25 protein-coding genes are annotated in these 21,309 nt (G+C 64.8%); 11 read left to right on the forward strand and 14 right to left on the reverse strand.

What is annotated here, in order from left to right:
- The 5 genes from KAQ61_RS12500 to KAQ61_RS12520 all read left to right on the forward strand — a co-directional run bounded on the left by KAQ61_RS12500 (position 1) and on the right by KAQ61_RS12520 (position 4,778).
- Complete coding sequence (locus KAQ61_RS12500) at positions 1–828, forward strand: MetQ/NlpA family ABC transporter substrate-binding protein (protein WP_210929373.1); 828 nt, start codon at positions 1–3, stop codon at positions 826–828.
- Positions 829–836: 8 nt separating this feature from the next.
- Entirely contained in the window at positions 837–1,910 is a 1,074-nt protein-coding gene (locus tag KAQ61_RS12505) for a methionine ABC transporter ATP-binding protein (RefSeq protein WP_210929374.1), read from the forward strand.
- Positions 1,894–2,547, forward strand: coding sequence for a methionine ABC transporter permease (locus KAQ61_RS12510; protein ID WP_210929375.1), 654 nt, complete (start codon positions 1,894–1,896; stop codon positions 2,545–2,547). The genes KAQ61_RS12505 and KAQ61_RS12510 overlap by 17 nt, the downstream gene beginning before the upstream one ends.
- A gap of 155 nt (positions 2,548–2,702) precedes the next feature.
- Positions 2,703–3,647, forward strand: coding sequence for an RNA polymerase sigma factor RpoH (gene rpoH, locus KAQ61_RS12515; RefSeq protein WP_042414991.1), 945 nt, complete (start codon positions 2,703–2,705; stop codon positions 3,645–3,647).
- A gap of 129 nt (positions 3,648–3,776) precedes the next feature.
- Positions 3,777–4,778 (forward strand): Bug family tripartite tricarboxylate transporter substrate binding protein, encoded by a 1,002-nt coding sequence (locus KAQ61_RS12520; RefSeq protein WP_244982886.1) that lies wholly within the window; start codon positions 3,777–3,779, stop codon positions 4,776–4,778.
- 81 nt (positions 4,779–4,859) lie between these two features.
- On the opposite strand, the gene KAQ61_RS12525 is transcribed toward KAQ61_RS12520, so the two are convergent.
- The 4 genes from KAQ61_RS12525 to KAQ61_RS12540 all read right to left on the reverse strand — a co-directional run bounded on the left by KAQ61_RS12525 (position 4,860) and on the right by KAQ61_RS12540 (position 8,872).
- Positions 4,860–6,596, reverse strand: coding sequence for a putative bifunctional diguanylate cyclase/phosphodiesterase (locus KAQ61_RS12525; RefSeq protein WP_210929377.1), 1,737 nt, complete (start codon positions 6,594–6,596; stop codon positions 4,860–4,862).
- 120 nt (positions 6,597–6,716) lie between these two features.
- Positions 6,717–7,334: an SCO family protein gene (locus tag KAQ61_RS12530; RefSeq protein ID WP_183303047.1), complete on the reverse strand. Its 618-nt coding sequence runs from the start codon at positions 7,332–7,334 to the stop codon at positions 6,717–6,719.
- A gap of 85 nt (positions 7,335–7,419) precedes the next feature.
- Complete coding sequence (locus KAQ61_RS12535) at positions 7,420–8,115, reverse strand: thioredoxin domain-containing protein (protein ID WP_210929378.1); 696 nt, start codon at positions 8,113–8,115, stop codon at positions 7,420–7,422.
- Positions 8,096–8,872 (reverse strand): SURF1 family protein, encoded by a 777-nt coding sequence (locus tag KAQ61_RS12540; protein WP_244982887.1) that lies wholly within the window; start codon positions 8,870–8,872, stop codon positions 8,096–8,098. The genes KAQ61_RS12535 and KAQ61_RS12540 overlap by 20 nt, the downstream gene beginning before the upstream one ends.
- Before the next feature lie 24 nt (positions 8,873–8,896).
- Between KAQ61_RS12540 and KAQ61_RS12545 the strand changes: the two genes are divergently transcribed.
- The gene (locus tag KAQ61_RS12545; RefSeq protein WP_155895360.1) at positions 8,897–9,127 is read left to right on the forward strand and encodes a twin transmembrane helix small protein; all 231 of its coding nucleotides are present in this window, start codon (positions 8,897–8,899) and stop codon (positions 9,125–9,127) included.
- Positions 9,128–9,266: 139 nt separating this feature from the next.
- Here KAQ61_RS12545 and KAQ61_RS12550 read toward each other — a convergent pair whose 3' ends face one another.
- The 7 genes from KAQ61_RS12550 to KAQ61_RS12580 form a co-directional block, all read right to left on the reverse strand.
- Positions 9,267–10,148 carry a cytochrome c oxidase subunit 3 gene (locus tag KAQ61_RS12550; protein ID WP_210929379.1) on the reverse strand — a complete coding sequence of 294 codons (882 nt, stop codon included), beginning with the start codon at positions 10,146–10,148 and terminating at the stop codon, positions 9,267–9,269.
- Positions 10,149–10,204: 56 nt separating this feature from the next.
- Positions 10,205–10,405: a DUF2970 domain-containing protein gene (locus KAQ61_RS12555; RefSeq protein WP_179954956.1), complete on the reverse strand. Its 201-nt coding sequence runs from the start codon at positions 10,403–10,405 to the stop codon at positions 10,205–10,207.
- The gene (locus tag KAQ61_RS12560) at positions 10,402–11,007 is read right to left on the reverse strand and encodes a cytochrome c oxidase assembly protein (RefSeq protein ID WP_210929380.1); all 606 of its coding nucleotides are present in this window, start codon (positions 11,005–11,007) and stop codon (positions 10,402–10,404) included. The genes KAQ61_RS12555 and KAQ61_RS12560 overlap by 4 nt, the downstream gene beginning before the upstream one ends.
- An 18-nt stretch (positions 11,008–11,025) precedes the next feature.
- Complete coding sequence (locus KAQ61_RS12565) at positions 11,026–11,181, reverse strand: cytochrome oxidase small assembly protein (protein ID WP_155895358.1); 156 nt, start codon at positions 11,179–11,181, stop codon at positions 11,026–11,028.
- A gap of 4 nt (positions 11,182–11,185) precedes the next feature.
- Positions 11,186–12,817, reverse strand: coding sequence for a cytochrome c oxidase subunit I (ctaD, locus tag KAQ61_RS12570; RefSeq protein ID WP_210929381.1), 1,632 nt, complete (start codon positions 12,815–12,817; stop codon positions 11,186–11,188).
- Positions 12,818–12,852: 35 nt separating this feature from the next.
- The gene (gene coxB, locus KAQ61_RS12575) at positions 12,853–14,421 is read right to left on the reverse strand and encodes a cytochrome c oxidase subunit II (protein ID WP_045266286.1); all 1,569 of its coding nucleotides are present in this window, start codon (positions 14,419–14,421) and stop codon (positions 12,853–12,855) included.
- Between the two features lie 478 nt (positions 14,422–14,899).
- The gene (locus KAQ61_RS12580; RefSeq protein WP_210929382.1) at positions 14,900–15,808 is read right to left on the reverse strand and encodes a class I SAM-dependent methyltransferase; all 909 of its coding nucleotides are present in this window, start codon (positions 15,806–15,808) and stop codon (positions 14,900–14,902) included.
- A gap of 177 nt (positions 15,809–15,985) precedes the next feature.
- On the opposite strand from KAQ61_RS12580, the gene KAQ61_RS12585 reads away from it, so the two are divergent.
- The 3 genes from KAQ61_RS12585 (at position 15,986) to KAQ61_RS12595 (ending at position 17,584) form a co-directional block, all read left to right on the forward strand.
- Entirely contained in the window at positions 15,986–16,618 is a 633-nt protein-coding gene (locus KAQ61_RS12585) for a ComF family protein (protein WP_210929383.1), read from the forward strand.
- Between the two features lie 40 nt (positions 16,619–16,658).
- Positions 16,659–17,141, forward strand: a complete 483-nt coding sequence (trmL, locus tag KAQ61_RS12590) for a tRNA (uridine(34)/cytosine(34)/5-carboxymethylaminomethyluridine(34)-2'-O)-methyltransferase TrmL (protein ID WP_210929384.1) — start codon at positions 16,659–16,661, stop codon at positions 17,139–17,141.
- Positions 17,142–17,290: 149 nt separating this feature from the next.
- Positions 17,291–17,584 carry a DUF4148 domain-containing protein gene (locus KAQ61_RS12595; RefSeq protein ID WP_210929385.1) on the forward strand — a complete coding sequence of 98 codons (294 nt, stop codon included), beginning with the start codon at positions 17,291–17,293 and terminating at the stop codon, positions 17,582–17,584.
- Between the two features lie 31 nt (positions 17,585–17,615).
- Here the strand turns inward: KAQ61_RS12595 and KAQ61_RS12600 are convergent, their stop codons facing one another.
- On the reverse strand, positions 17,616–18,086 hold the full coding sequence (locus tag KAQ61_RS12600; RefSeq protein WP_210929386.1) for a MaoC family dehydratase: 471 nt from the start codon (positions 18,084–18,086) through the stop codon (positions 17,616–17,618).
- Between the two features lie 147 nt (positions 18,087–18,233).
- Positions 18,234–18,872 (reverse strand): LysE family translocator, encoded by a 639-nt coding sequence (locus KAQ61_RS12605; RefSeq protein WP_210929387.1) that lies wholly within the window; start codon positions 18,870–18,872, stop codon positions 18,234–18,236.
- A 119-nt stretch (positions 18,873–18,991) separates the two neighbouring features.
- On the opposite strand from KAQ61_RS12605, the gene KAQ61_RS12610 reads away from it, so the two are divergent.
- Positions 18,992–19,429, forward strand: a complete 438-nt coding sequence (locus tag KAQ61_RS12610) for a DUF1841 family protein (protein WP_042415031.1) — start codon at positions 18,992–18,994, stop codon at positions 19,427–19,429.
- A gap of 80 nt (positions 19,430–19,509) precedes the next feature.
- Here the strand turns inward: KAQ61_RS12610 and KAQ61_RS12615 are convergent, their stop codons facing one another.
- A complete protein-coding gene (locus tag KAQ61_RS12615; protein WP_043381095.1) occupies positions 19,510–20,166 on the reverse strand; it encodes a c-type cytochrome in 657 nt (218 codons plus the stop codon).
- Positions 20,167–20,402: 236 nt separating this feature from the next.
- On the opposite strand from KAQ61_RS12615, the gene KAQ61_RS12620 reads away from it, so the two are divergent.
- Positions 20,403–21,245, forward strand: coding sequence for an AAA family ATPase (locus tag KAQ61_RS12620; protein WP_210929388.1), 843 nt, complete (start codon positions 20,403–20,405; stop codon positions 21,243–21,245).
- The last annotated feature ends 64 nt before the right edge of the window (positions 21,246–21,309 follow it).

Consider the following 21,309-nt stretch of genomic DNA (forward strand, 5'->3'; position numbering starts at 1 on the left):
ATGATCGATTTCCCCCAAACGTCGCGCCGCGGTGCCCTGGCCGCCCTGCTGGGCACCGGAGCCGCCACCTGGCTGCAGCTCCCTTCCGCCCAGGCGGCCCAGCGCGTGCGCGTGGGCATCCGCGGCGGCATCGGTGAAGAGCTGTGGGCCGAAGTGGCCAAGGCCGCCAAGGCCAAGGGCCTCGATGTGCAACTGGTGGTCCTGGGTGGCGCGGTCAGCCCCAACGAGGCACTGAACAACGGTGATCTGGAAGCCAATGCCTTCCAGCATCTGCCCTTTCTGCAGGACCAGGTGCGCCAGCGCGGCTACCAGATCGTCTCCGCAGGCAACACCCTGATCGCCCCGATCGCCTTCTACTCCAACAATCACAAGCGCCTGCAGGATCTGCCGGCCAAGGCACGCGTGGGCATCCCCAACGACCCCAGCAACCAGACCCGCGCCCTGGTCATCCTGCGCAACCAGGGGCTGATCCAGCTGCGCGACGGGTTCGACCCCTTCTCCGGCACCGCAGGGCTGGCCGATATCACCGCCAACCCGCGCCAGCTGCAGCCGGTGGAAGCCGCCTCCAACGTCCTGGCCCGCTCGGTGCCCGATCTGGATGCCGCCGCCGTCATCAACACCTTTGCCTACCAGGTGGGCCTGATCGCCACCCGCGACGGCATTGCCGTGGAAAAGCGCGAGCACAACCCCTACGTCAACATCATTGCCGTGCGCAGCAAGGACCAGGACGCGCCCTGGGTCAAGGCCCTGGTGGCGTCCTTCCAGACCGAAGCCATCCGCCGCTTCATCGAAACCAAGTACGAAGGCACGCTGATTCCGGCGTTCTGAGCGACTGCATGACCACCCTCCCTCCTTCGGTGCAACTGGCACCGCACATCGTGTTCGACGGCGTGGGCAAGTCCTACGCTGGCCGCAGCAGCCAGGTCCAGGCGCTGTCGGGTGTGAACTTTGACATCCACCATGGCGAGGTCTTCGGCATCATCGGCCGCAGCGGCGCTGGCAAGTCCACGCTGCTGCGCACCATCAATGCGCTCGAGACCCCATCCGAAGGCCGGGTGCAAATCCATGGCGTGGACCCGGCGCAGCTGGACGAAAACGCCCTGGTCGCGCTGCGCCGGCGCATCGGCATGATCTTCCAGCACTTCAACCTGCTGTCCGCCAAGACCGTGCGCGAAAACGTGGCCCTGCCGCTGCGTGTGGCCGGCGAACGCCCGGCCATCATCAAGGCCCGGGTGGACGAGCTGCTGGCCCTGGTCGGTCTGTCGGACAAGGGCCATGCCTACCCGGCCCAGCTCTCCGGCGGCCAGAAACAGCGCGTCGGCATTGCCCGCGCCCTGGTCCACGGGCCCGAAGTGCTGCTGTGCGACGAAGCCACCAGCGCGCTGGACCCGGAAACCACACAGTCCATCCTGTCCCTGCTGCGCGACATCAACCGCCAGCTGCACCTGACGGTGGTGCTGATCACCCACGACATGGCCGTGATCCGCGCCATCTGCGACCGCGTGCTGGTGCTGGACCAGGGCCAGGTGCAGGAAATCGGCGAGGTCTGGCGCGTCTTCGGTGCACCGCAGGCTGCCGCCACCCAGGCCTTGCTGCAACCGCTGCAGCAAGGCCTGCCGCCCGACCTGGCCCGCCAGTTGCTGCCCCAGCCGTCCAGCAGCGCCGACCGCGCCGTGCTCAGCCTGCGCTTTGCCGGTGCACAGCGCCCCCAGGGCCTGCCGCTGCAGGCCCTGGCCGCACTGGGCAGCCAGGCCACCTTGCTGCATGGCGGGCTGGACCGGTTGCGCGGCCATTCTCTGGGCCAGTTGCTGGTGTCCACACCGGCCACCGGCCTGCCTTCCCTTGATGCATTGCGCCACTCCACCGGCGCCGACCACCTGGAGCTGCTGGGCTATGTCCGCGCCGATTGACAAATACCTGCAGGCTTTTGCCGAAACCCTGTTGATGGTGGCCACCTCCTCGGTGATTGCCATTGGCCTGGGGCTGCTGCTGGCCATCGTGCTCACCATCACCGGTCCGCGCGGCCTGTACACGCGGCCGCGCTTTTACAAAGGGCTGTCGGTGACGGTGAACATCTTCCGCGCCATCCCCTTCATCATCCTGCTGGTGGCCCTGCTGCCGGTCACCCGCAGCATCGTCGGCACCACCTTGGGCACCTGGGCGGCCGTGGTGCCGCTGTCGGTTAACCTGATCCCCTTCTATGCCCGCATCGCCCAGGTTAGCCTCAACGATGTGGATTCGGGCCTGGTGGAAGCCGCACGCGCCATGGGCTGCAAGCGCTGGCATATCGTTCGCCATGTGCTGCTGCCCGAAGCCCTGCCCGGCATCATCGGCGGGATGACGGTGAGCGTGATCGCCATGGTCAACGCCTCGGCCATGGCCGGTGCCGTGGGCGCTGGTGGCCTGGGCGACCTGGCCATCCGCTACGGCTATGAACGCTATGAAACCCGGGTGATGTTCGAAGTCATCGTGATCCTGGTGGCGCTGGTGTCCATCGTGCAGTTCGCCGGTGAGTTCCTGTCGCGGCGCGTCAACCACCGGCACTGATCCAGCGTGCTGGCAGGGCCGAAGCTTGGGCCCTTCAGATCCGTGCGACCACCCTGCTTGATATTTCCCGCAGCCGCAAAAGCTTGGGAACTTCTGACTTAGCACTCAGTCACAGAGAGTGCTAACATGAAGCAATGGATGAAAGGATGACTGCAATGACCTATACCACCGGCACCGTTGCGGCTTCGGCCTTGGCACCTGCAAATCCTTGGGCCTTGGTGCCACCTCTGGGCAATCTGGATGCCTACATCACGGCCGTGAACCGGCTGCCCATGCTCACCCAAGAGGAAGAGCAAGACTACGCGCGCAAGCTCAAAGAACACAACGACCTGGATGCCGCTGGGCGCCTGATCATGTCCCACCTGCGTCTGGTGGTCTCCATCTCGCGCCAGTATCTGGGCTATGGACTGCCCCAGGGCGACCTGATCCAGGAAGGCAACGTCGGCTTGATGAAGGCCGTCAAGCGCTTTGACCCCGCACAGAATGTGCGCCTGGTCAGCTATGCCATGCACTGGATCAAGGCCGAGATCCACGAATACATTCTGAAGAACTGGCGCATGGTCAAGGTGGCCACCACCAAGGCCCAGCGCAAGCTGTTCTTCAACCTGCGCTCCATGAAGCAAGGCATGCAGGCCGATGCTGCCCTGGACGACGAGCTGACCCTGCGCGATACGCTGACCGAGCAGCAGATCGACGCCATGGCCGCCAAACTGAACGTCAAGCGTGAAGAGGTCATGGAGATGGAAACACGCCTGGCTGGCGGTGACGTCTTGCTGGACCCTTCCCCCAGCGACGATGGCGAGCATGCCTTCGGCCCGATTGCCTATCTGTCCGACGCTGCGCACGAACCCACGCAGATGATCGAGTCGCGCCAGCGCGATGTGCTGGCCACCGACGGCATCGCCCAGGCCCTGGACAGCCTGGATGCTCGCAGCCGCCGCATCGTGGAAGAACGCTGGCTGAAGGTCAACGACGATGGCTCCGGAGGCATGACCCTGCACGAACTGGCCGCCGAGTACGGCGTGAGCGCCGAGCGCATTCGCCAGATCGAGGTGGCGGCCATGAAAAAGATGAAAAAAGCGCTGACCGAGTTTGCCTGAATGTGCTGCGGCACCATCTGGCCTACACCGGCCAGATGACAGCCCCACCAAGCCCGGATAATTTCCGGGCTTTGTTTTTTCCACCCAAGCCTATAGATTTCTCGCAGTTTCTCCGCATCCATGGCCACCATGAACTTTCTCCGCCCCCTCACCCGACGTTCTGTCCTGGCTGCAGGCACCGCATTGGTGGCCGCCGCCAGCACCCATCTGGCCTTTGCCGCCGACTGGCCATCCAAGCCCGTGCGCATCGTGGTGGGCTTCCCGGGGGGCTCCTCGCCGGACCTGACCGCCCGCACCTTTGCCGATCCTCTGTCCAAACTGCTGGGGCAGCCCGTCATCGTGGAAAACAAGGTCGGCGCAGGTGGCAACATTGGTGCCGCCGAAGTCGCGCGCGCCAAGGACGACCACACCATCGGCCTGATGATCAACGGCAACATGACGATTGCCAAAATCCTCAACCCTGCGGCCCCCTACGACCCGCTCAAGGACCTGGCTCCACTCTCGCTCATCGGGGTGTCCCCGCTGGTGCTGACCGCGCCGGTCGAGCAACCTGGTGTGCCCAGGAACGCCGATGCCAAGGCCTTCTTTGCGGCGGCACGCGCCGCCGGTGACAAGTGGAGCTATGGCACCCCGGGGATTGGCACCATCGGCCATCTGGGCACCGAACTGCTCAAGGCCCGCAGCGGCATTGCCCCGATCCACATCCCCTACAGCGGCTACCCCCAGGTTGCAACCGCCATGCTGGGCGGTCAGCTGCAGATGGCCCTGCTGCCACCAGCGTTGGCACTGTCCCAGGCGCAAGCCGGCAAATTGCGGCTGATTGGTGTGACGTCCAGCGGGCGCAGCGCGCTGGCACCCGGGGTACCCAGCCTGGCGGAAGCAGGCATCAAAGACTTTGACCTGCAGATCTGGAATGCGTTTGCGGCCCCCCGCAGCATGCCTGAGGCCCTGCGCACCAAGCTGGCTGGCATGCTGGTAGACATTGCCCGCACCCCGGAAGTGCGCGAAAAGCTGTTTCAGCAGGGCTGGCAGATGGTGGCCACCTCGCCCGAAGGTTTGGCCAACCGCGTGCAGAAAGACACCCAGGAACTCAGCCGCCTGATCAAGGAACAGAAGATCAGCAACCAGTAAATCGCACGCGCCCTGGATCGCCAAGCCGCCCCTTTGTGGCGGCTTTTTTTGGCCAGTCCACCCGGTGCGTGCGATGCTCACTCACAGGTGCTGCACACGCCAGGCATCAAACTGTGACGCGCTCAGGGCCTTGGACGACAGCCAGCCCTGGTAGCACCGGCACCCCAGCTTTTCCAGCTGCGCCCGCTGGGCTTCGGTCTCCACCCCCTCGGCCACCATGTCCAGCTCCAAGGCATGGCACAGCTGCACCATGGCGCCCAGCAACTTGTCCCCCAGGCGACCGGGGCGCATGAAATCCTTGCCCAGCTTCAAGCGACGGACCGGCAAGAACTGCAAATAGGCCAGCGATGAATGCCCGTTGCCAAAATCATCCAGCGCCAGTCCCACCCCCAGCTCCGCCAGCTCTCCCAGGACGCGGCAGGCATGCTCCGGGTCCTGCATGGCCTGGGACTCGGTCACCTCCAGCTCCAGCCAGTGGGCGGGTACCTGGTGCCGCACCAGGGCCGCGCGCACCTGGTCCACCAGGTTGTGCTGGCGCAGTTGCTGGGGCGACAGGTTGATCGCCACCCGCACAGGGCGTTCTTGGTCCATCCATGCACGGATTTGCCGGCATGCAGCATCCAGCACGTAGCTACCCAGCCCCAGGATCAATCCCGAAGACTCTGCGACCGGAATGAAGCGATCCGGCGGGATCTCCCCCAGCACAGGATCGGTCCAGCGCAGCAGGGCTTCCACACCACAGACCTTGCCTGTGGCCGTTTCGATCTGGGGCTGGTAGTGCAACTGAATGCCGCCATAGCCCAGGGCCAGCCGCAGGCGCTCCGACAGCAGCACTTTCTCAGCCATGGCGTGGCCCATGCTTTCCTCATAGAACACAAAATTGCCACGGCCGCGTTCCTTGGCGCGGTACATCGCCATGTCCGCACAGCGCATCAAGCTGGGGGGATCGCGCGCATCCAGCGGAGAAAGGCCCACCCCGATGCTGGTGCCAAACTCGAGTTGCACCTGCCCCCACGCACAAGGCGCCTGCATCGCATGCAGGATCTGTTCGGCCCACTGGGCCGCAACGTCGGCATCGGCATGGGGCAGCAGCACGGCAAACTCGTCGCCCCCCAGACGCGCCAGCCAGCCCTGGCTGCGCAGCACCGCCTTCAGGCGCTTGGCCACTTCCTGCAGCACATGGTCGCCTGCCGGGTGGCCATACCCATCATTGATGGCCTTGAAATTGTCCAGGTCCAGCAAAAGCAGGGCCGATGGCTCGCCCGTGACCTGGGCCTGCTGCATGCACTCCTGCAAGTGCTGCTGGAATGCCCAACGGTTGCCCAGGCCTGTGAGCGTATCGTGCGTGGCCTGGTACTGCATGCGCTCTTCCATGCGCCGCATGTCGGTGACATCCCGCACAAAAGCCACCACCAAGGGCTGCCCCTTGCGCAAGAAGCTGCCGAGGGCGATGTCCACAGGAAGCTGCACCCGGTCTTTGCGCTGCAGCCACAGGATGCGCCCCTGCCCCATGTTGTGCCTGCGCGGCTGCTGGAAGAACTGCTGCAGATCCCCCCGGTGCTGTGCATGCAAGGCTTCGGGCAGGAGAATTTCTACCGGCTGTCCGCGCAACTCCTCGGCCGAGAAGCCCGAGATCAAGCCCATCGCGGAATTGCTCACCAGAATGCGCCCCTGCGGATCAATCAACAGAATGCCGTCGGGCGCGGCATTCCACGCCTCCAGCATCCAGTCGTTCAGCATCACCTCCTCCGCCGCCGGGGCTGTGCCGCCCGAACGGGCCGCTGGGGGAGATGCTGGGGCGAATCCGGTATTGCTCATGTGCCAGCCCGATGACTGATCACCGCTGCCCAGTAGCCAGCCTGACTGACATGCGCGGTCACATGGGCACACGCCTTGCAACGGCGGCATGCTCCCGGCAGCCCGCGGCGGGCGGAAGGCTTAGGCGGCTGCAGTTTCATCCAGCAAAGCCTTGGCATCCTTGGCCAACGCCTGCGCACCCTGCCCATAGCGGTGGTAGACGCGCAAGCGTCCCTGGGGATCGTAGAGGTACAGGCCCGCCGAATGGTCCAGCGTATAGCTGCCTGGCTGGCGGCCCTCGACCTTCTTGAAGAAAACCTTGAAGTCCTTGGCCACGGCCGCGATGTCGTCCTTGGAGCCGGTCAGCGCCACCATCCGGGGATCAAAGGCCTCGGCATAGGCGCGCAGCACTTCGGGGGTGTCGCGGTCCGGGTCCAGCGACACAAACACCCCTTGCAGGCGTTCGCCCTGCGCCCCCAGCAAGGCCTTGGCCTCCACCAGCTCCTGCAGGGTCGTCGGGCAGACATCCGGGCACTGGGTATAGCCAAAGAACACCACCACCACCTGGCCGGCGAAATCCTTCACGGAACGGCGCTGGCCCTTAGCATCCGGCAACGGAAAGTCCTTGCCGTACTCGGCGCCGGTGATGTCCACGCCCTCGAACTTGATCGGCGCAGGCTTGCACCCGGCAAGCAGGGTGACAGCCCCGGTGGCAAAAGCCCCTGCAATCAGGGTCTGCAAGGCATTTCTTCTGTGCATGGCAATCTTCGACAAATTCAGGCGGTCCATGCCGCAACCATAACCGACTGGCGAAGGCCCCCCGCAAGCCCGGGTTTGCGCCATGTCAGCGTCCCGGCTGGTCCCACGAGGACGAGGCCCGCAGCAAGCGCTCCAGATCGCGCCGGGCCTTGGCGGCGTCGGCGGCCTGCAGGCCCGCGGGAAAGCGCAGCATCCAGTGGCCTTGCGGGTCAATCACATACAGGTGTTCCGACAGCGCATGCCCGGCGGCAGGCTGCAGCCAGGCGCCCAAGGCGGCAGCATCGACCTGCAGCACCTGGGCCGATTGCAAGGCCGCCTGCAAACGCGCGGGCGGCCGTTGGCCATCCTGGATCAGCCACACCCAGTCGACACGGTCCCTGTCGCGCCCCAGGCTTTCACGCAACTGGCGCTGCAGGTACAAATGCTGCTCGCACGCGGCATCGCAGGCACCGGGCGCGGTACTGAGCAGCAGCCACTGCCCCTGCAACTGGGCCAGCGGCACTGCCTGCCCCTGCAGGGTGCGGGCCATCAGGCCGACAGGCAGGGCGCGCTGCGGTTCGATCAATTCACCAAAATTTCGCCGCCCCTCTGGGCGGATCACGTAGTACGTGAAATAGGACGCCACCACCGGTGCGGTGCAGACCAGCAGCACGGCCAGCATCTTCCAGCGCCCCGTGCGCTGGCGTTGGGCGTCATGGGCCTGCGCGCGCAAGGCCTGGATGCTGGGCGGGTTGTGGACGGTCAGCCCCAGGGGCTGCAAATCAGTCTGGTTGTGCGACATGGGAAGCCTGAACGTTACGCAATGGACGCAGCCATTGAAACCACAGAACCATCACCGCCAGGACGGCCGAGATGGCGAACCATTGGAAGGCATAACCGTGGTGGGTGGCAACACCGCTGCCGGGCTGCGGCCAGGCGCGCAACAGGCCTTCGCTGGCGGCACCGGTCTGGACCACGGTCACGGGCCACAGGGACAGGCCACTGGCCTGGGCGAAGGCCCCCAGATCCAGGTTCTGCCGGATCTGCGGGTGCTGGGCATCGCTGGACTGGGCATCGCCCAGCTCGTAAAGGCGGGCGGGTGGGCCGGCCAGCCAGCCCTGCACCGTCACCGGGCCTGCTGGGGTCTGCACCGCCTGCAAGGCCTGCCGGTCCTGGAAATTGCGCGCAATCCAGCCACGCTGCACCAGCACGGCCTGGCCGCTGCCCAGTTGCAGGGGGGTGAACACATAAAAGCCAGGGCGGCCCTGCATCTGCCGGTTGTCCAGGTAGATGCTGTGCGCCGGCAACCACTGGCCTTTCAGCACCACCGGGCGGTACAGCAGCGCCTGCACATCGCCAGCCTGGACCTGCAGTGCCTGCTGCACGCCGGTGGCATCCAGGGGCTGCGCCGCGGCCTGGGCCTGCATCGCCAGGTGCCGCTGCTGCTTTTGCGCCGCCCGGTCCAGCTGCCAGAACCCCAGCGCGATGGCCACGCCCACCCCCAGCATGCCGCCCAGGGTGGCCAGCCAGCGCCACAGGTTGCCCCGCTTGCGCATCATGGGCAGCTCCCCATAATGGGCCGCATGACATACGCAGTGGCTTTGTTCTTTCTGGCGATTCTGGCCTGCCTGGCGGCGGCAGGGTTCTTCCTGCTGCGCAAAGGCGACGATGGCGCCAACGATGCCCAGCGCAGCCAACGCATGGCCCGCGCACTGGCTTGGCGTGTGGGGCTGTCCGTGGTGCTGTTCCTGTGCCTGCTGCTGGCGTGGAAGCTGGGGTACATCCAGCCCACGGGCTTGCTGCGCGCTGCATGACATAAAAAAGAGAGCTGCTTGCGCTGGATTTCTGAGGCATTCAATATGCTTGGATATTGAATCCTTGGATTGACGTGCGCTAGCTGCTCTCTTTTTTTCAAAACTCCCTCCCCTGCCAGGGCGCCGGCCCTGGCGGCGTTCACATCCAGTAGACCAGCACGTACAGGCCCAGCCAGACCACGTCCACAAAGTGCCAGTACCAGGCAGCCCCTTCGAAGCCGAAATGCCGCTCGGCCGTGAAATGGCCGCTTTGCAGGCGCAGGGTGATGAACAGCAGCATCAGCATGCCGACAAACACGTGCAAGCCGTGGAAGCCCGTCAGCAGGTAGAAGGTGGAGCCGAAGATGCCGGAGTTGAGCTTGAGGTTCAGGTCCGTGTACAGGTGGAAGTACTCATAGCCCTGCACGCACAGGAAGGTGATGCCCAGCAGCACCGTGAGCCACATGAAGCCGATCGTCTTGGCGCGCTGCCCCAGGCGCAGGGCGTGGTGGGCGATGGTCAGCGTCACGCCGGAGGTCAGCAGCAGCGCGGTGTTGATGGTGGGCAGCCAGAACGGCCCCACGGTCTGGAAAGGCTCCACCGTAGCGGCCGGCGAGGCCGTGGCCCCCGGCATGACGCTGGGCCAGACTGCCGAGAAGTTGGGCCACAGCAAGGCGTTGTCCAGACTGCCCAGTGCGGGCACCGAGTGCGCCCGCCCCCACCACAGCGCGGTGAAGAAGGCGCCGAAGAACATGACTTCCGAGAAGATGAACCAGCTCATGCTCCAGCGGTAGGACAGATCAATCTTGCGCCCGAACAGGCCGCGTTCGCTTTCCTGCGCGGCCTCGCGGAACCAGCGGAACAGCACCACCAGCCACCAGACCATGCCAAACAGCAGGCTCCACATGCCCCACTGGTGGTCGTTGATCCACATGCCGGCGCCCAGCACCACGAAGAACAGGCCAGCGGCCGCCCAGATGGGGTGGCCGGATTCGGCAGGCACAAAGTAGTACGGTGTGCTTGCAGTGTGCGGTGTCGCCATGTCAGCTCCTGTCATCACGCGTCAAAACGATTGCTCTTGCGGCCCGGCGCTGTGCGCTAGACCACCCAATTCACCACCCAGATCAACAACAGCACGAACGCAAAGATCGCCACCAGGCCCACGGCCACGATCTGCAGCGGCCGGACCTGCGCAGCGTCCTGCTGCCACTCGCTGCCTTTGCGCACCCCCAGCAGCGACCAGGCCACGGCCTTGATCGTGCGCCAGAACGAGGGCGAGGGATTGGGTGAGGTGCTCAAGGCGCCCCCCCTGCTCCCGCGGCGGAGGCATTGGCCGCCACCGGCGCTGCGGGAATGCGCCCGCCCACCTCGAAAAAGGTGTACGACAAGGTGATGGTGGTCACATCCTTGGGAATGCGCGGATCGATCACGAAGGCCACGGGCCATTCCTTCTTCTCGCCCGGTGCCAGTTCGTACTGGTTGAAGCAGAAACACTCCATCTTCACGAAATGGGGTGCAGCCTGGCGCGGCGCATAACTGGGCACGGCCTGCGCGGCCATGGCCCGGTCCTGCACGTTCTGGAACTCATACATCACCGTGGCCAGTTCGCCTGGATGCACCTGCAGGGAATGACGTTCGGGCTTGAAGTCCCAGGGGCCGCGCGCATTCGCGTCGAATTCCACCGTGATGGTGCGGCTGGTATCGACCTGGGTGTTGGCCGGCAACCTGCCCACCGCGCCATTGCCGGGCACCTGGCGTTCGGAGATGCTGAGGATGTTGATGCCCAGCGCCTCGCACACATGGCGGTAGATGGGGATCAGCGCGTAGCCAAACGCAAACATGCCCACGGTGATCACCAACAGCTTGGTGACCATCTGCAGATTGGCGCGGCGCTTGTTCATCTCGGCACTCCGCAGCGGTCAGCCGCCCAGCAGGGCCATCTTGGCCACAAAGCCGACAAAAAAGGCCACGGCGATCGAGCCCAGGATCCAGCCCATGCGCGCATTGCGCTGCCGCTGCAGCATCCAGGCCTCGGTACGGTCGTCCATGGCATTGCGGTGCGTTGTCTTGGTCATGGTGTCATCCAATCACACGGGTGGCCGTGCTGTCCAGTTTGGGAGGTGTTTCAAACGTGTGGAAGGGCGCGGGCGAAGGCACCTCCCACTCCAGGCCCTCGGCGGCTTCCCAGGGCTTTTGCGGCGCCTTCTCCCCCTTGCCGCGCATGGCAGGCAGGACCACGGCCACGAAGAAGTAGACCTGCATCAGACCGAAGCCAAAGGCCCCCACCGAAGCCACCGCGTTGAAATCGGCGAACTGCATGGGATAGTCGGCGTAGCGGCGTGGCATGCCGGCCAAGCCCAGGAAGTGCATGGGGAAGAAGGTGATGTTGAAGAAGGTCAGCGAGCCCCAGAAATGGATCTTGCCGCGCGTTTCGGAATACATCACCCCGGTCCACTTGGGTGACCAGTAGTAATAGGCCGCAAACATGGAGAACAGCGAACCCGCCACCAGCACGTAGTGGAAGTGCGCCACCACGTAGTAGGTGTCCTGCAGCTGGATGTCGATGGGCGCCATCGACAGGATCAGGCCGGTGAAGCCACCCATAGTGAACACGAAGATGAAGCCCACGGAGAACAGCATGGGCGTCTCGAAGGTCATGGAGCCACGCCACATGGTGGCCACCCAGTTGAAGATCTTCACAGCCGTGGGCACGGAGATCAGCATGGTGGAGTACATGAAGAACAGCTGCCCCGTGACCGGCATGCCCGTAGTGAACATGTGGTGCGCCCACACGATGAACGACAGGATGGCAATCGACGAGGTGGCATACACCATGGAGGCATAGCCGAACAGCTTCTTGCGGCTGAAGGCCGGCACGATCTGGCTGATGATGCCGAAGGCCGGCAGGATCATGATGTAGACCTCGGGGTGGCCGAAGAACCAGAAGATGTGCTGGTACATCACCGGATCACCACCGCCCGCGGGGTTGAAGAAGCTGGTGCCAAAATGGCGGTCAGTCAGCGTCATGGTGATGGCGCCGGCCAGCACCGGCATCACGGCGATCAGCAGGTAGGCGGTGATGAGCCAGGTCCAGGCGAACATGGGCATCTTCATCAGCGTCATGCCAGGCGCGCGCATGTTCAGGATGGTGACGATGATGTTGATCGAGCCCATGATGGAGCTGGCGCCCAGGATGTGCATGGCAAAGATACTGGTGTCCATGGACGGGCCCATCTGCAGCGTCAGCGGCGCATACAGCGTCCAGCCGGCCGCAGGCGCGCCACCGGGCATGAAGAACGAACCCACCAGCAATATCCCTGCCGGCACCATCAGCCAGAAACTGAAGTTGTTCATGCGTGCAAACGCCATGTCGCTGGCGCCAATCTGCAGCGGCAGCATCCAGTTCGCAAAGCCCACGAAGGCCGGCATGATGGCCCCGAACACCATGATCAGGCCATGCATGGTGGTCAGTTGGTTGAACAGCTCGGGGTTGACCAGCTGCAGCCCGGGCTGGAACAGCTCGGCCCGGATCAGCAGGGCCAGCACGCCCCCCACCATCAGCATGGTGAAACTGAACAGCAGGTACAGCGTGCCGATGTCCTTGTGGTTGGTGGCGTACAGCCAGCGGCGCCAGCCGGTGGGCGTGGCATGGTGGTGGTCACCGTGCGCATCGTGTGCCGCATCGTGAGAAGGTGGGTAAATGGCGCTCATCTACAGATCTCCCAATCGCTGTCTTGTGCTTGCACTCATTGCGCGGCCAGAATGTCGACGCGGCGGGCCTGGTCGCTCGCACCTGCACTGTCGGTGATGGTTTCGGGCTTGCGCAGCTCCAGGCGTTCCGGCGCAATCCCGGCCTCGGTCAACGCCTTGGCCACCGCCTGAGCGCGTTGCTTGGCCAGCTCCGCATTCACTTGCGCGCTGCCCGTGGCATCCACAAAGCCGGAGAGCACGATCTTCACATTCGGTTGCGCCGCCAACTGCTGGGCCGCCTGCCGGACAGTGGCCAGTGCCTGGTCGTCCAGGCTGCCCTGGCCCGTGGCAAAGAACACCTGGTAGGACTGGGCAGCCACGGAGGCCACAGGCTCGGCCGCAGCACCAGGGGCGGGGGCAGCGGGTGCCGCAGGGGCAGCAGTCCCGCCCTCAGGGAACTTACCGGCACGTGCGGCGGTGAACTGGGCAGGCTGCACCGCCTCTCCGGTGTGGTTGCTCCAGTTGTTCTTGACGTAGGTGAGCACGGCCGCCAGCTCCACATCGCTCAGTTGCTTCCAGGAAGGCATGGTGCCATTCACCCGCCCTTCCAGCAGCACGTGCATCGGTTCCGCCAGCGAACCCTTGACCAGGGCACTGCCATCCAGCGGCTTGATGGGCCCCGCCCCCTTGCCGTTCGCCTGGTGGCAGGCGGCACAGTTGGCCGCATACACCTTGGCACCCCGCGCCACCAGCTCGTCCAGCTTCCACTCCTTGGTCGGGTCGTCGCGCTTGGCCGACGCCAGTTTCTGCTGCTGCTCCACCCAGGCCGCATACGCCGTGGCTTCCAGCACCTTCACGTGGATGGGCATGTAGGCATGCTCCTTGCCACACAGCTCCGCACACTGGCCGTAATAGTCCCCGGGCTTTTCCGCCTTGAACCAGGTGTCGCGCACAAAGCCGGGAATCGCATCCTGCTTGATGCCGAAGGCCGGCACCATGAAACTGTGGATCACGTCGTTGGCGGTGGTGATGATGCGCACCTTCTTGCCAACCGGCACGACCAGCGGGTTGTCGACCCGCAGCAGGTAATCGTTGGGGGCGTTCGAGAGATTGCCGCTGTCGGACATGGCGCGGTGGCTGCTGTCCAGGGTGGACAGAAAGCTCAGCCCCTCGCCGGGGCCCTTGAGGTAGTCATAGCCCCACTTCCACTGGTAGCCCGTCACCTTGATGGTCAGCTCGGCATTCGTCGTGTCCTTTTGCGCCACCAGCACCTTGGTGGCCGGCAGCGCCATCAGGATCACGATGATGAAGGGGATCACCGTCCACACCACTTCGACCGTGGCCGACTCATGGAAGTTGGCCGCCTTGGCACCCTGCGACTTGCGATGCTTCCAGATGGAATAGAACATCACAGCGAACACGCCGACGAAGATCAGCACGCAGATGGACAGCATCATCCAGTGCAGGAAATGCTGCTCCTGCGCAATCCGCGTGACCGGTGGATGCAGGTTCAATTGCTTGACAGCGGGGCCACCGGGCAGGTCCTGGACGGCATACGCTGCCGTGGCCAGCCCGTATGTCGCGGCGGTGCACAGAGAAACCAGTCGAAAGATTCTGCTTTTCATACTTCTCACTTGCATCTAAGCCTCTGGAAATCCGTTGCCTGCGCTGGCCCGCACCACGGCGGTTCAGCCGGTGGGCACAGCGGTGCGATCAGGGCGCCTGGCGCGATGTGCCAAGCTGACTCAGACACAGTCTGCGCGACGGGTCGGCCGAGGCGCACAGGGATTTCAAGCAGAGCGAAGCACTGCGGCGACAACGTGCTGTAGGACGTTGCGCAGAAAGCGATCGGTGGAAGTGCCGGACACACGCACGCTGGCATGCACGGCGAAAAGAAACAAACACACTGCAGGCTGACGCGGGGGTTGCAATCCAGCCTGTCTGCAAGGCATAGCGACACACCAATTTTGTCTCCCTGATGGCCTTGGGCCGTTGGCTTTGCAATGCCCGGGCCTTGGCCCTGCGACAGTGCTTGCTATCAGTAGTTTGAAAAAATTGTAGTGTGCTTTGCGGTAAATCAAAGCAGCTAAAACGGCGTTTCGCCTATCGCAAACCCTGCTCCCGGCCTTGCTTGAGCATGCTGCGCATCTGGTCCAGCGAGACCGTGCTTTCGCCCTCCAGCGCCACGCGCGGCGCCGGCTTGAAGGCATGGCCATACACCAGCTCAAACGTCAGGGCCAACTGCCCTTCGCTGTGTTCGACCCGCAGGTGCTGCCCCAGGGCCGCATGCAGCTGTGCCAGCCATGCACGGCCGCGCAAACCGGCGAAGCGCTGGGGGTGCAGGTTGCAGCCCAGCTCGCGCAGCTCTTGCAGCAGGCGCTCGGGGCTGGCAAAGGTCAGCGTGATGGTTTCCATGTCCATCACCGGCTCCGCAAACCCGGCATGCACCAGCATGTCGCCCCAATCGTGCATATCGGTCAGGTTGTGGCCCGCAGCCGGCCAGCCAAGCTGCTGGTACAAGTCCCGCATTTCCTTGACCGTGTCGGGGCCCAGGCAGGAAAACATCACGAAACCATCGACCGCCAGGGCCTGGTGCCACTGCTGCAGCATGTCCTCGGGGCGGGACTGGGTGTGCAGCAGCATGTTGGCCCACAGCAGGTCCACACTGCCGGCCGGTGGCTGGCCGACCACGGTTTTGGCGCCCGCCCAGCGGTCGGGACTCCACCAGGGCTTGGACCAGCGTGCCTGGGCTGCGGCCTGCATGCGCGGCGCCGTTTCCACCACATAGCAGGTGGCCTGGGCATAGCGCTGCGCCACCGCGTCGTGGGCCTGCAGACCGCCCCGGACCGGCTGCCAGTCGCACCACCGCTGGGGCGTACGGCGGATCCATTGCAGGCGGTCCTCCATCCGGCGCCCCACCTCCTCGTGCAACCAAGGGGACTGCACAGGCGCTGCCTGGTGCCAGCGCGCAGCGGCAACGGGATCGATGGTGGGGGGCAGGTTTTCAGACATGCAAAGGCCAATACACAAAAAGCACCCCTCCGCCACACGGCATCGCGGCCCTAGGGAACGCGGCAGTATATTGATTCCATGCAACTGCGCTGGCCAGCATGGCTATCCCGTTTGGCGCCTGCGGCGCTGTCGCTTCCCAGCCAATGCGGGGCCTGCCGCGCCTGGCCCTGCCGCGATGTGCTGTGCAAGTCCTGCTGGCAGCGCTTTCACCACATGCCACGGCGCTGTACGGGCTGCGCACTGGCACTGCCAGGCATCGCCGCAGAGCGCCCACGCTGCGGCCAGTGCCTGCAGCACCCGCCACCCTGGGTGCAAGCCCATGCCTGGTGCGATTACAGCTACCCCTGGCAGACGCTGATCACCCACTGGAAGCTGGGCCAGCAGCCCGGCCTGGCCCGGCACCTGGCCGGCTGGATGCAGCAAGCCCCCGACATCGCCCAGGCCGTGGCGCAGGCCGAACTGCTGGTGCCCATCCCGCTGTCGAGTGAGCGCCTGCGCACGCGGGGCTACAACCCGGCGGCGCAGTTGGTGCAACACCTGGGCGCTGCGCGCCACAAACAGTTGCTGACCACCCTGGTGCGCACCCGGGACACCCCGACCCAGCGCGGGCTGACAAGGGCCCAGCGCCTGCGCAATCTGCGCCAGGCATTTGCCGTGCCGCAGGCGCAACTGGCAGCGATTGCGGGCCGGCACATTCTGCTGGTGGACGATGTGATGACCACCGGCGCCACCTTCGCCAGCGCCAGCCAGTGCCTGCTGCAAGCGGGCGCCGGCAGCGTCAGCGTGCTGTGCCTGGCGCGCACAGCGTGAGCGCCCCAGGGACAAGGCCAAAAGCGGACAATACGCCGCCATGTTCCATATCGTTCTTGTCGAACCCGAAATCCCGCCCAACACGGGCAACGTGATCCGCCTGGCGGCCAACACAGGCTGCCAGCTGCACCTGATCGAGCCCCTGGGCTTCTCCATGGAAGACCGCCACATGCGCCGTGCCGGGCTGGATTACCACGAGTACGCGCGTGTGCAGCGCCATGCCGACTGGCAGAGCTTCCTGGACCGCATGCTGCCGGCGCGTGACCGCATGTTTGCCATGACGACCCACGGCAGCCAGCCCGCGCATGCGCTGCAGTTCCAGCCCGGCGACTGGTTCGTGTTCGGCTGCGAGACGCGCGGCCTGGCGGCGCAACTGCGCGAGTCCTTTCCCACCACCCAGCGCCTGCGCCTGCCCATGCTCGAAGGCCAACGCAGCCTGAACCTGTCCAACGCCGTGGCCGTGACCGTGTTCGAAGCCTGGCGCCAAAACGGCTTCATGACCCCGCAAGGGCCGGCACACTGACCCGTTGATTGCGCAATTAGATCGATTTTCGTGACAGTGTGTTCGCAAAAACAGGAGCAATAAACACTGAACTGACAACGTCTGCTTCCGCTCTATCCCCTGTGCGCTGTGAAAGCGCAGTTTTTGTCACAGGAATGAAAGGAAAGAAGATGTTTGCCATTCGCACCATGGGTGTTGTGATTGCCCTGTCCGCCACTGCGGCTTTTGCCGGCGACCAGACCCTGCTACGCGCCGACGAGGTCAGCCTGCAGTCCGGTCTGACCCGCGCCGAGGTGATTGCCGACTACCAGGCCGCCCGCGCGGCCGGACGGATTGCCGAAGGCGACGGCAATGTGCTGCGCCCCGATGAGACCCAGGCCCGATCCACCCTGACCCGCGAGGCCGTGATCGCCGACTTCCAGGCCGCACGGACTGCAGGCCAGATCCCCAGCGGCGACCAGTAACGGCGGCGCCCACTGCAGCCTGTCGCGCCGCCTAGGCGCCCATCGGCGCGCCGTAGCTGCGCGACAGCGATTCGGCCACGCACACGGGCTTGTCGCCCCCCTCGCGCTCCACGGTCACCAGCCAGGTGATCTGCACGCTGTCCGGGCCCACGGGATCGACCGCCTGCACCACCACCCGGGCGCGCACGCGGCTGCCCACGGGCACGGGAGCGGGAAAGCGCACCTTGTTCAAGCCGTAGTTCACCCCCATGGTGGCGCCCGCAATGTGCACCGCCTGGCTGAAGAACAGCGGCAGCAGCGACAGGGACAAGAAGCCATGCGCAATCGGTGCACCAAACGGGCCTTGCGCGGCCTGCACGGGGTCGACGTGGATCCACTGGTGATCGCCCGTGGCATCGGCAAACAGCTGGACCTGCTCCTGGGTGATGGTGGTCCAGTCGGTGACGGCGACCTCCTGGCCTGCGCAGGCACGCAGTTCGGCGTAAGAGTTGAAGGTTTTCATGCCTTCAATCTAGGAAGCCTGGGCGCAGCCGTCAGTCGGCCCAGCGACAGGGGTTGACCCGTAGCAATCTATATCAAAACGGCCTGCAGCGCTTATGCAGCAAGCGCTGTCAGCTATCTTTTCAGAGTCAGCGCATTCGCCCCAGGATTACCCGGAGTGGCCCGAGCGCTGCACGAAGAACAGGCCCAGGCCCACCAGCATCAGCAAGCCGCCAAAGATGCGGTTCTGCCAGCGCACCGCCTGCGCGCTGCGCATCCAGCGGCGCAGGGCGCTGGCACTGGCGGCATAGCCATGCATGACCACCGTGTCGACGGCCAGGCAGGTGATCGACATCACCAGCAACTGCTGCCACAGCGGGCGCTGTGCCGTCAGGAACTGCGGCAGCACCGCCACCATGAAGATGATGCCCTTGGGGTTGGTTGCGTTCGTCAGAAACCCTGCCAGGGTCCGCTGGCGCCAGGGCATCGGGCTGGCCTGCAGGTAGCCCACATCCACCCCGTTGCCCACGCTGCGCCACTGGCTCCAGCCCAGGTAGATGAGGTAGCACGCGCCCAGCACCTTGACCGCGGTGAAGGCCACGTCCGACGCAATCAGCACCGCCCCGACGCCGCCCCCGGCCACCAGCAAAATCAGCAGCAGGCCCAGTTGCAGGCCGCCAATCGTGGCCGACGTCTGGCGCACACCATAGGCCAGACCATGGCTCATCGACAGCACGGCCCCCGAGCCCGGAGAGATGGCGATGAACACGCACGCCGAAAAAAATGCCACCCACGTCTGAAATTCCATCTGCCACTGCCTGTCTGGGGGCGCCATGCCCGAAAGGCGGTGATCTTACGCCGACACGCAGGACCGGATGGCCCCCGGGGGGACAGGTCTCGACCGCCCATGCTACGCTGCCGGCCATCATGCTTTTCAACCCCACGCAAGCCGATGTGCGCCGCTTTTTCTGCAGCGTGCGCAGCAAAATGAAGAATGACGCCCCGATGGAGGCGATCGAGACCCTGGCCAGCCTGTGGATCGCGGAGCACCCCGAGTACTTCGCGGAACTGGACGACGTGGATGCCGCCGTGCAGCGCAACTACGACCTGGAGCCGGACCGCACCAACCCCTTCCTGCACCTGTCCATGCACCTGTCCATCAGCGAGCAGTGCAGCATCGACCAGCCGCGTGGCATTCGCCAGGCCGTGGAACTGCTGGCCAAGCGCCGCACGGACCTGCACACCGCCCACCACGAAACCATGGAATGCCTGGGCCAGATGCTGGCCGACAGCCAGCGCCACGGTCACCCGCCCGACGGCAACCAGTACGTGGCCGCCGTGCAGCGCCGCGCCACGCGCGACTGAACACCAGCCACACACCACCCAAAAAGGCCCGCATCAGCGGGCCTTTGGGTTCACGGGCACTAACGGGCACTACTCCCCGGTCAACGGAAATGCGCCTGGGGCACGGTCTGCAGATCGCCAGGCAGCTTGCCGATGTAGTTGGCCAGCTGCTTCAGCTCCTGGTTGCTGAACTGCTGGGCAATCGGCGCCATGATGCCGTTGCTGCGGCCCACATGGGGGTTGTTGGTGGTCTTGTACTGCTTCAGGGCCACGTACAGATAGTCGGGGTGCTGGCCCGCCACCTTGGGGTAGCTGGGGTCGATCGGCTTGGCAAAGCCCTGGCCATGGCAACTGAAGCAGGCCCCCTTCTCGATCAGGGCCGCCACCTGGGCCGGCGGGTCATGCGGCTGGGCGGGGCTGGCGGACGGCGTGGTGTGCGCCTGGTAATAGGCGGCCACATCGGCGATGTCCTGGTCACTCAGGGACTGCGCCACGGCACGCATGGACGGGTGGCTGCGGTCCCCCTTGCGGTAGGCCTCCAGCGCGGAAGCGATGTAGGCCGCCGACTGGCCGGAGATCTTGGGCACCTTGTGCACCTCCGGAAAACTGGCCTGGTAGCCGGCGATGCCATGGCAGCCGATGCACATGGCCACCTTGCCTGCCCCCGCCTGGGGGTTGCCTTGCACAGCCTGCGCGGAGGCGGACGACGTCGCACAAGCGACAAACATTGCAAACACCGTGGTCCATGTTTTCATCATTTTGTGCACACAATCCTTTGCAAATTCAGCCTGGGATCTGCTTGGAGACACTGGCACCGCCCGGCACACCGACAATGTGCGCTGACAGCGAAGTCCCTGGACGCTGGCCGTACCCGCAAGTACGCCCGATCCAGGTGCTCACGCCGCCAGGGTGGCGCGAATGGCTCCCATGGGTCAAACCATTATGAAAGCAGCTGTCAAGGCCCCACATCAATGTTTACGCTGATACCAAGCCCATGAAATTCCAAGGTTCCGACAATTACGTGGCCACGCAAGACCTGATGCTGGCCGTGAACGCCACCATCCAGTTGCAGCGCCCCCTGCTGGTCAAGGGCGAGCCCGGCACCGGCAAGACCATGCTGGCCGAGGAAGTGGCCGCCGCGCTGGACATGCCGCTGCTGCAGTGGCACATCAAGTCCACCACCAAGGCCCAGCAGGGCCTGTATGAATACGACGCCGTCAGCCGCCTGCGCGATTCGCAACTGGGCGACGAGAAGGTCAAGGACATCCAGAACTACATCGTCAAGGGCGTGCTGTGGCAGGCCTTCACCGCCGACCGTCCGGTGGCCCTGCTGATCGACGAAATCGACAAGGCCGACATCGAGTTCCCCAACGACCTGCTGCGCGAACTCGACCGCATGGAGTTCTACTGCTACGAGACGCGCGAGATGGTCCGCGCCCAGCACCGCCCGCTGGTGTTCATCACCTCAAACAACGAAAAGGAGCTGCCCGACGCCTTCCTGCGCCGCTGCTTCTTCCACTACATCAAGTTCCCCGAAGCGGAGACCATGCGCCAGATCGTGGCCGTGCACTTCCCCACGCTCAAGGGCGACCTGCTCAGCGCCGCGCTCAAGACCTTCTACGACGTGCGCGGCCTGCCGGGCCTGAAGAAAAAGCCCTCGACCAGCGAGCTGATCGACTGGCTCAAGCTGCTGGTGGCCGAGGACATTCCGCTGGAAGCGCTGCAGTCGCCCGACCAGAAGGTGTCCGTGCCGCCGCTGGTGGGCGCCCTGCTGAAGAACGAACAGGACATGAGCCTGTTCGAGAAGCTGGTGTTCATGAACCAGCGCAACCGCTGACACCGCACTGACAGCCCTGTTGCAGGCTTGCCCCGATGCGCAAAACCGCCGTTTGCCCTAACTT

Origin of the sequence: Comamonas aquatica (assembly GCF_018064205.1) — a bacterium.
Taxonomy (GTDB): Bacteria; Pseudomonadota; Gammaproteobacteria; order Burkholderiales; family Burkholderiaceae_C; genus Comamonas; species Comamonas aquatica.

Bases quoted from the DNA above. Each gene is read 5' to 3' on its own strand.
- coxB (WP_045266286.1), bottom strand. From the start codon at position 14,421: ATGAAAAGCAGAATCTTTCGACTGGTTTCTCTGTGCACCGCCGCGACA.
- KAQ61_RS12605 (WP_210929387.1), bottom strand. From the start codon at position 18,872: ATGGAATTTCAGACGTGGGTGGCATTTTTTTCGGCGTGCGTGTTCATC.
- KAQ61_RS12545 (WP_155895360.1), top strand. From the start codon at position 8,897: ATGACATACGCAGTGGCTTTGTTCTTTCTGGCGATTCTGGCCTGCCTG.
- KAQ61_RS12500 (WP_210929373.1), top strand. From the start codon at position 1: ATGATCGATTTCCCCCAAACGTCGCGCCGCGGTGCCCTGGCCGCCCTG.
- KAQ61_RS12520 (WP_244982886.1), top strand. From the start codon at position 3,777: ATGAACTTTCTCCGCCCCCTCACCCGACGTTCTGTCCTGGCTGCAGGC.
- trmL (WP_210929384.1), top strand. From the start codon at position 16,659: ATGTTCCATATCGTTCTTGTCGAACCCGAAATCCCGCCCAACACGGGC.
- KAQ61_RS12510 (WP_210929375.1), top strand. From the start codon at position 1,894: ATGTCCGCGCCGATTGACAAATACCTGCAGGCTTTTGCCGAAACCCTG.
- KAQ61_RS12525 (WP_210929377.1), bottom strand. From the start codon at position 6,596: ATGAGCAATACCGGATTCGCCCCAGCATCTCCCCCAGCGGCCCGTTCG.
- KAQ61_RS12535 (WP_210929378.1), bottom strand. From the start codon at position 8,115: ATGTCGCACAACCAGACTGATTTGCAGCCCCTGGGGCTGACCGTCCAC.
- KAQ61_RS12505 (WP_210929374.1), top strand. From the start codon at position 837: ATGACCACCCTCCCTCCTTCGGTGCAACTGGCACCGCACATCGTGTTC.
- KAQ61_RS12615 (WP_043381095.1), bottom strand. From the start codon at position 20,166: ATGATGAAAACATGGACCACGGTGTTTGCAATGTTTGTCGCTTGTGCG.
- KAQ61_RS12560 (WP_210929380.1), bottom strand. From the start codon at position 11,007: ATGAACAAGCGCCGCGCCAATCTGCAGATGGTCACCAAGCTGTTGGTG.
- KAQ61_RS12620 (WP_210929388.1), top strand. From the start codon at position 20,403: ATGAAATTCCAAGGTTCCGACAATTACGTGGCCACGCAAGACCTGATG.
- KAQ61_RS12550 (WP_210929379.1), bottom strand. From the start codon at position 10,148: ATGGCGACACCGCACACTGCAAGCACACCGTACTACTTTGTGCCTGCC.
- KAQ61_RS12580 (WP_210929382.1), bottom strand. From the start codon at position 15,808: ATGTCTGAAAACCTGCCCCCCACCATCGATCCCGTTGCCGCTGCGCGC.
- ctaD (WP_210929381.1), bottom strand. From the start codon at position 12,817: ATGAGCGCCATTTACCCACCTTCTCACGATGCGGCACACGATGCGCAC.
- KAQ61_RS12565 (WP_155895358.1), bottom strand. From the start codon at position 11,181: ATGACCAAGACAACGCACCGCAATGCCATGGACGACCGTACCGAGGCC.
- KAQ61_RS12595 (WP_210929385.1), top strand. From the start codon at position 17,291: ATGTTTGCCATTCGCACCATGGGTGTTGTGATTGCCCTGTCCGCCACT.
- KAQ61_RS12600 (WP_210929386.1), bottom strand. From the start codon at position 18,086: ATGAAAACCTTCAACTCTTACGCCGAACTGCGTGCCTGCGCAGGCCAG.
- rpoH (WP_042414991.1), top strand. From the start codon at position 2,703: ATGACCTATACCACCGGCACCGTTGCGGCTTCGGCCTTGGCACCTGCA.
- KAQ61_RS12610 (WP_042415031.1), top strand. From the start codon at position 18,992: ATGCTTTTCAACCCCACGCAAGCCGATGTGCGCCGCTTTTTCTGCAGC.
- KAQ61_RS12530 (WP_183303047.1), bottom strand. From the start codon at position 7,334: ATGCACAGAAGAAATGCCTTGCAGACCCTGATTGCAGGGGCTTTTGCC.
- KAQ61_RS12540 (WP_244982887.1), bottom strand. From the start codon at position 8,872: ATGATGCGCAAGCGGGGCAACCTGTGGCGCTGGCTGGCCACCCTGGGC.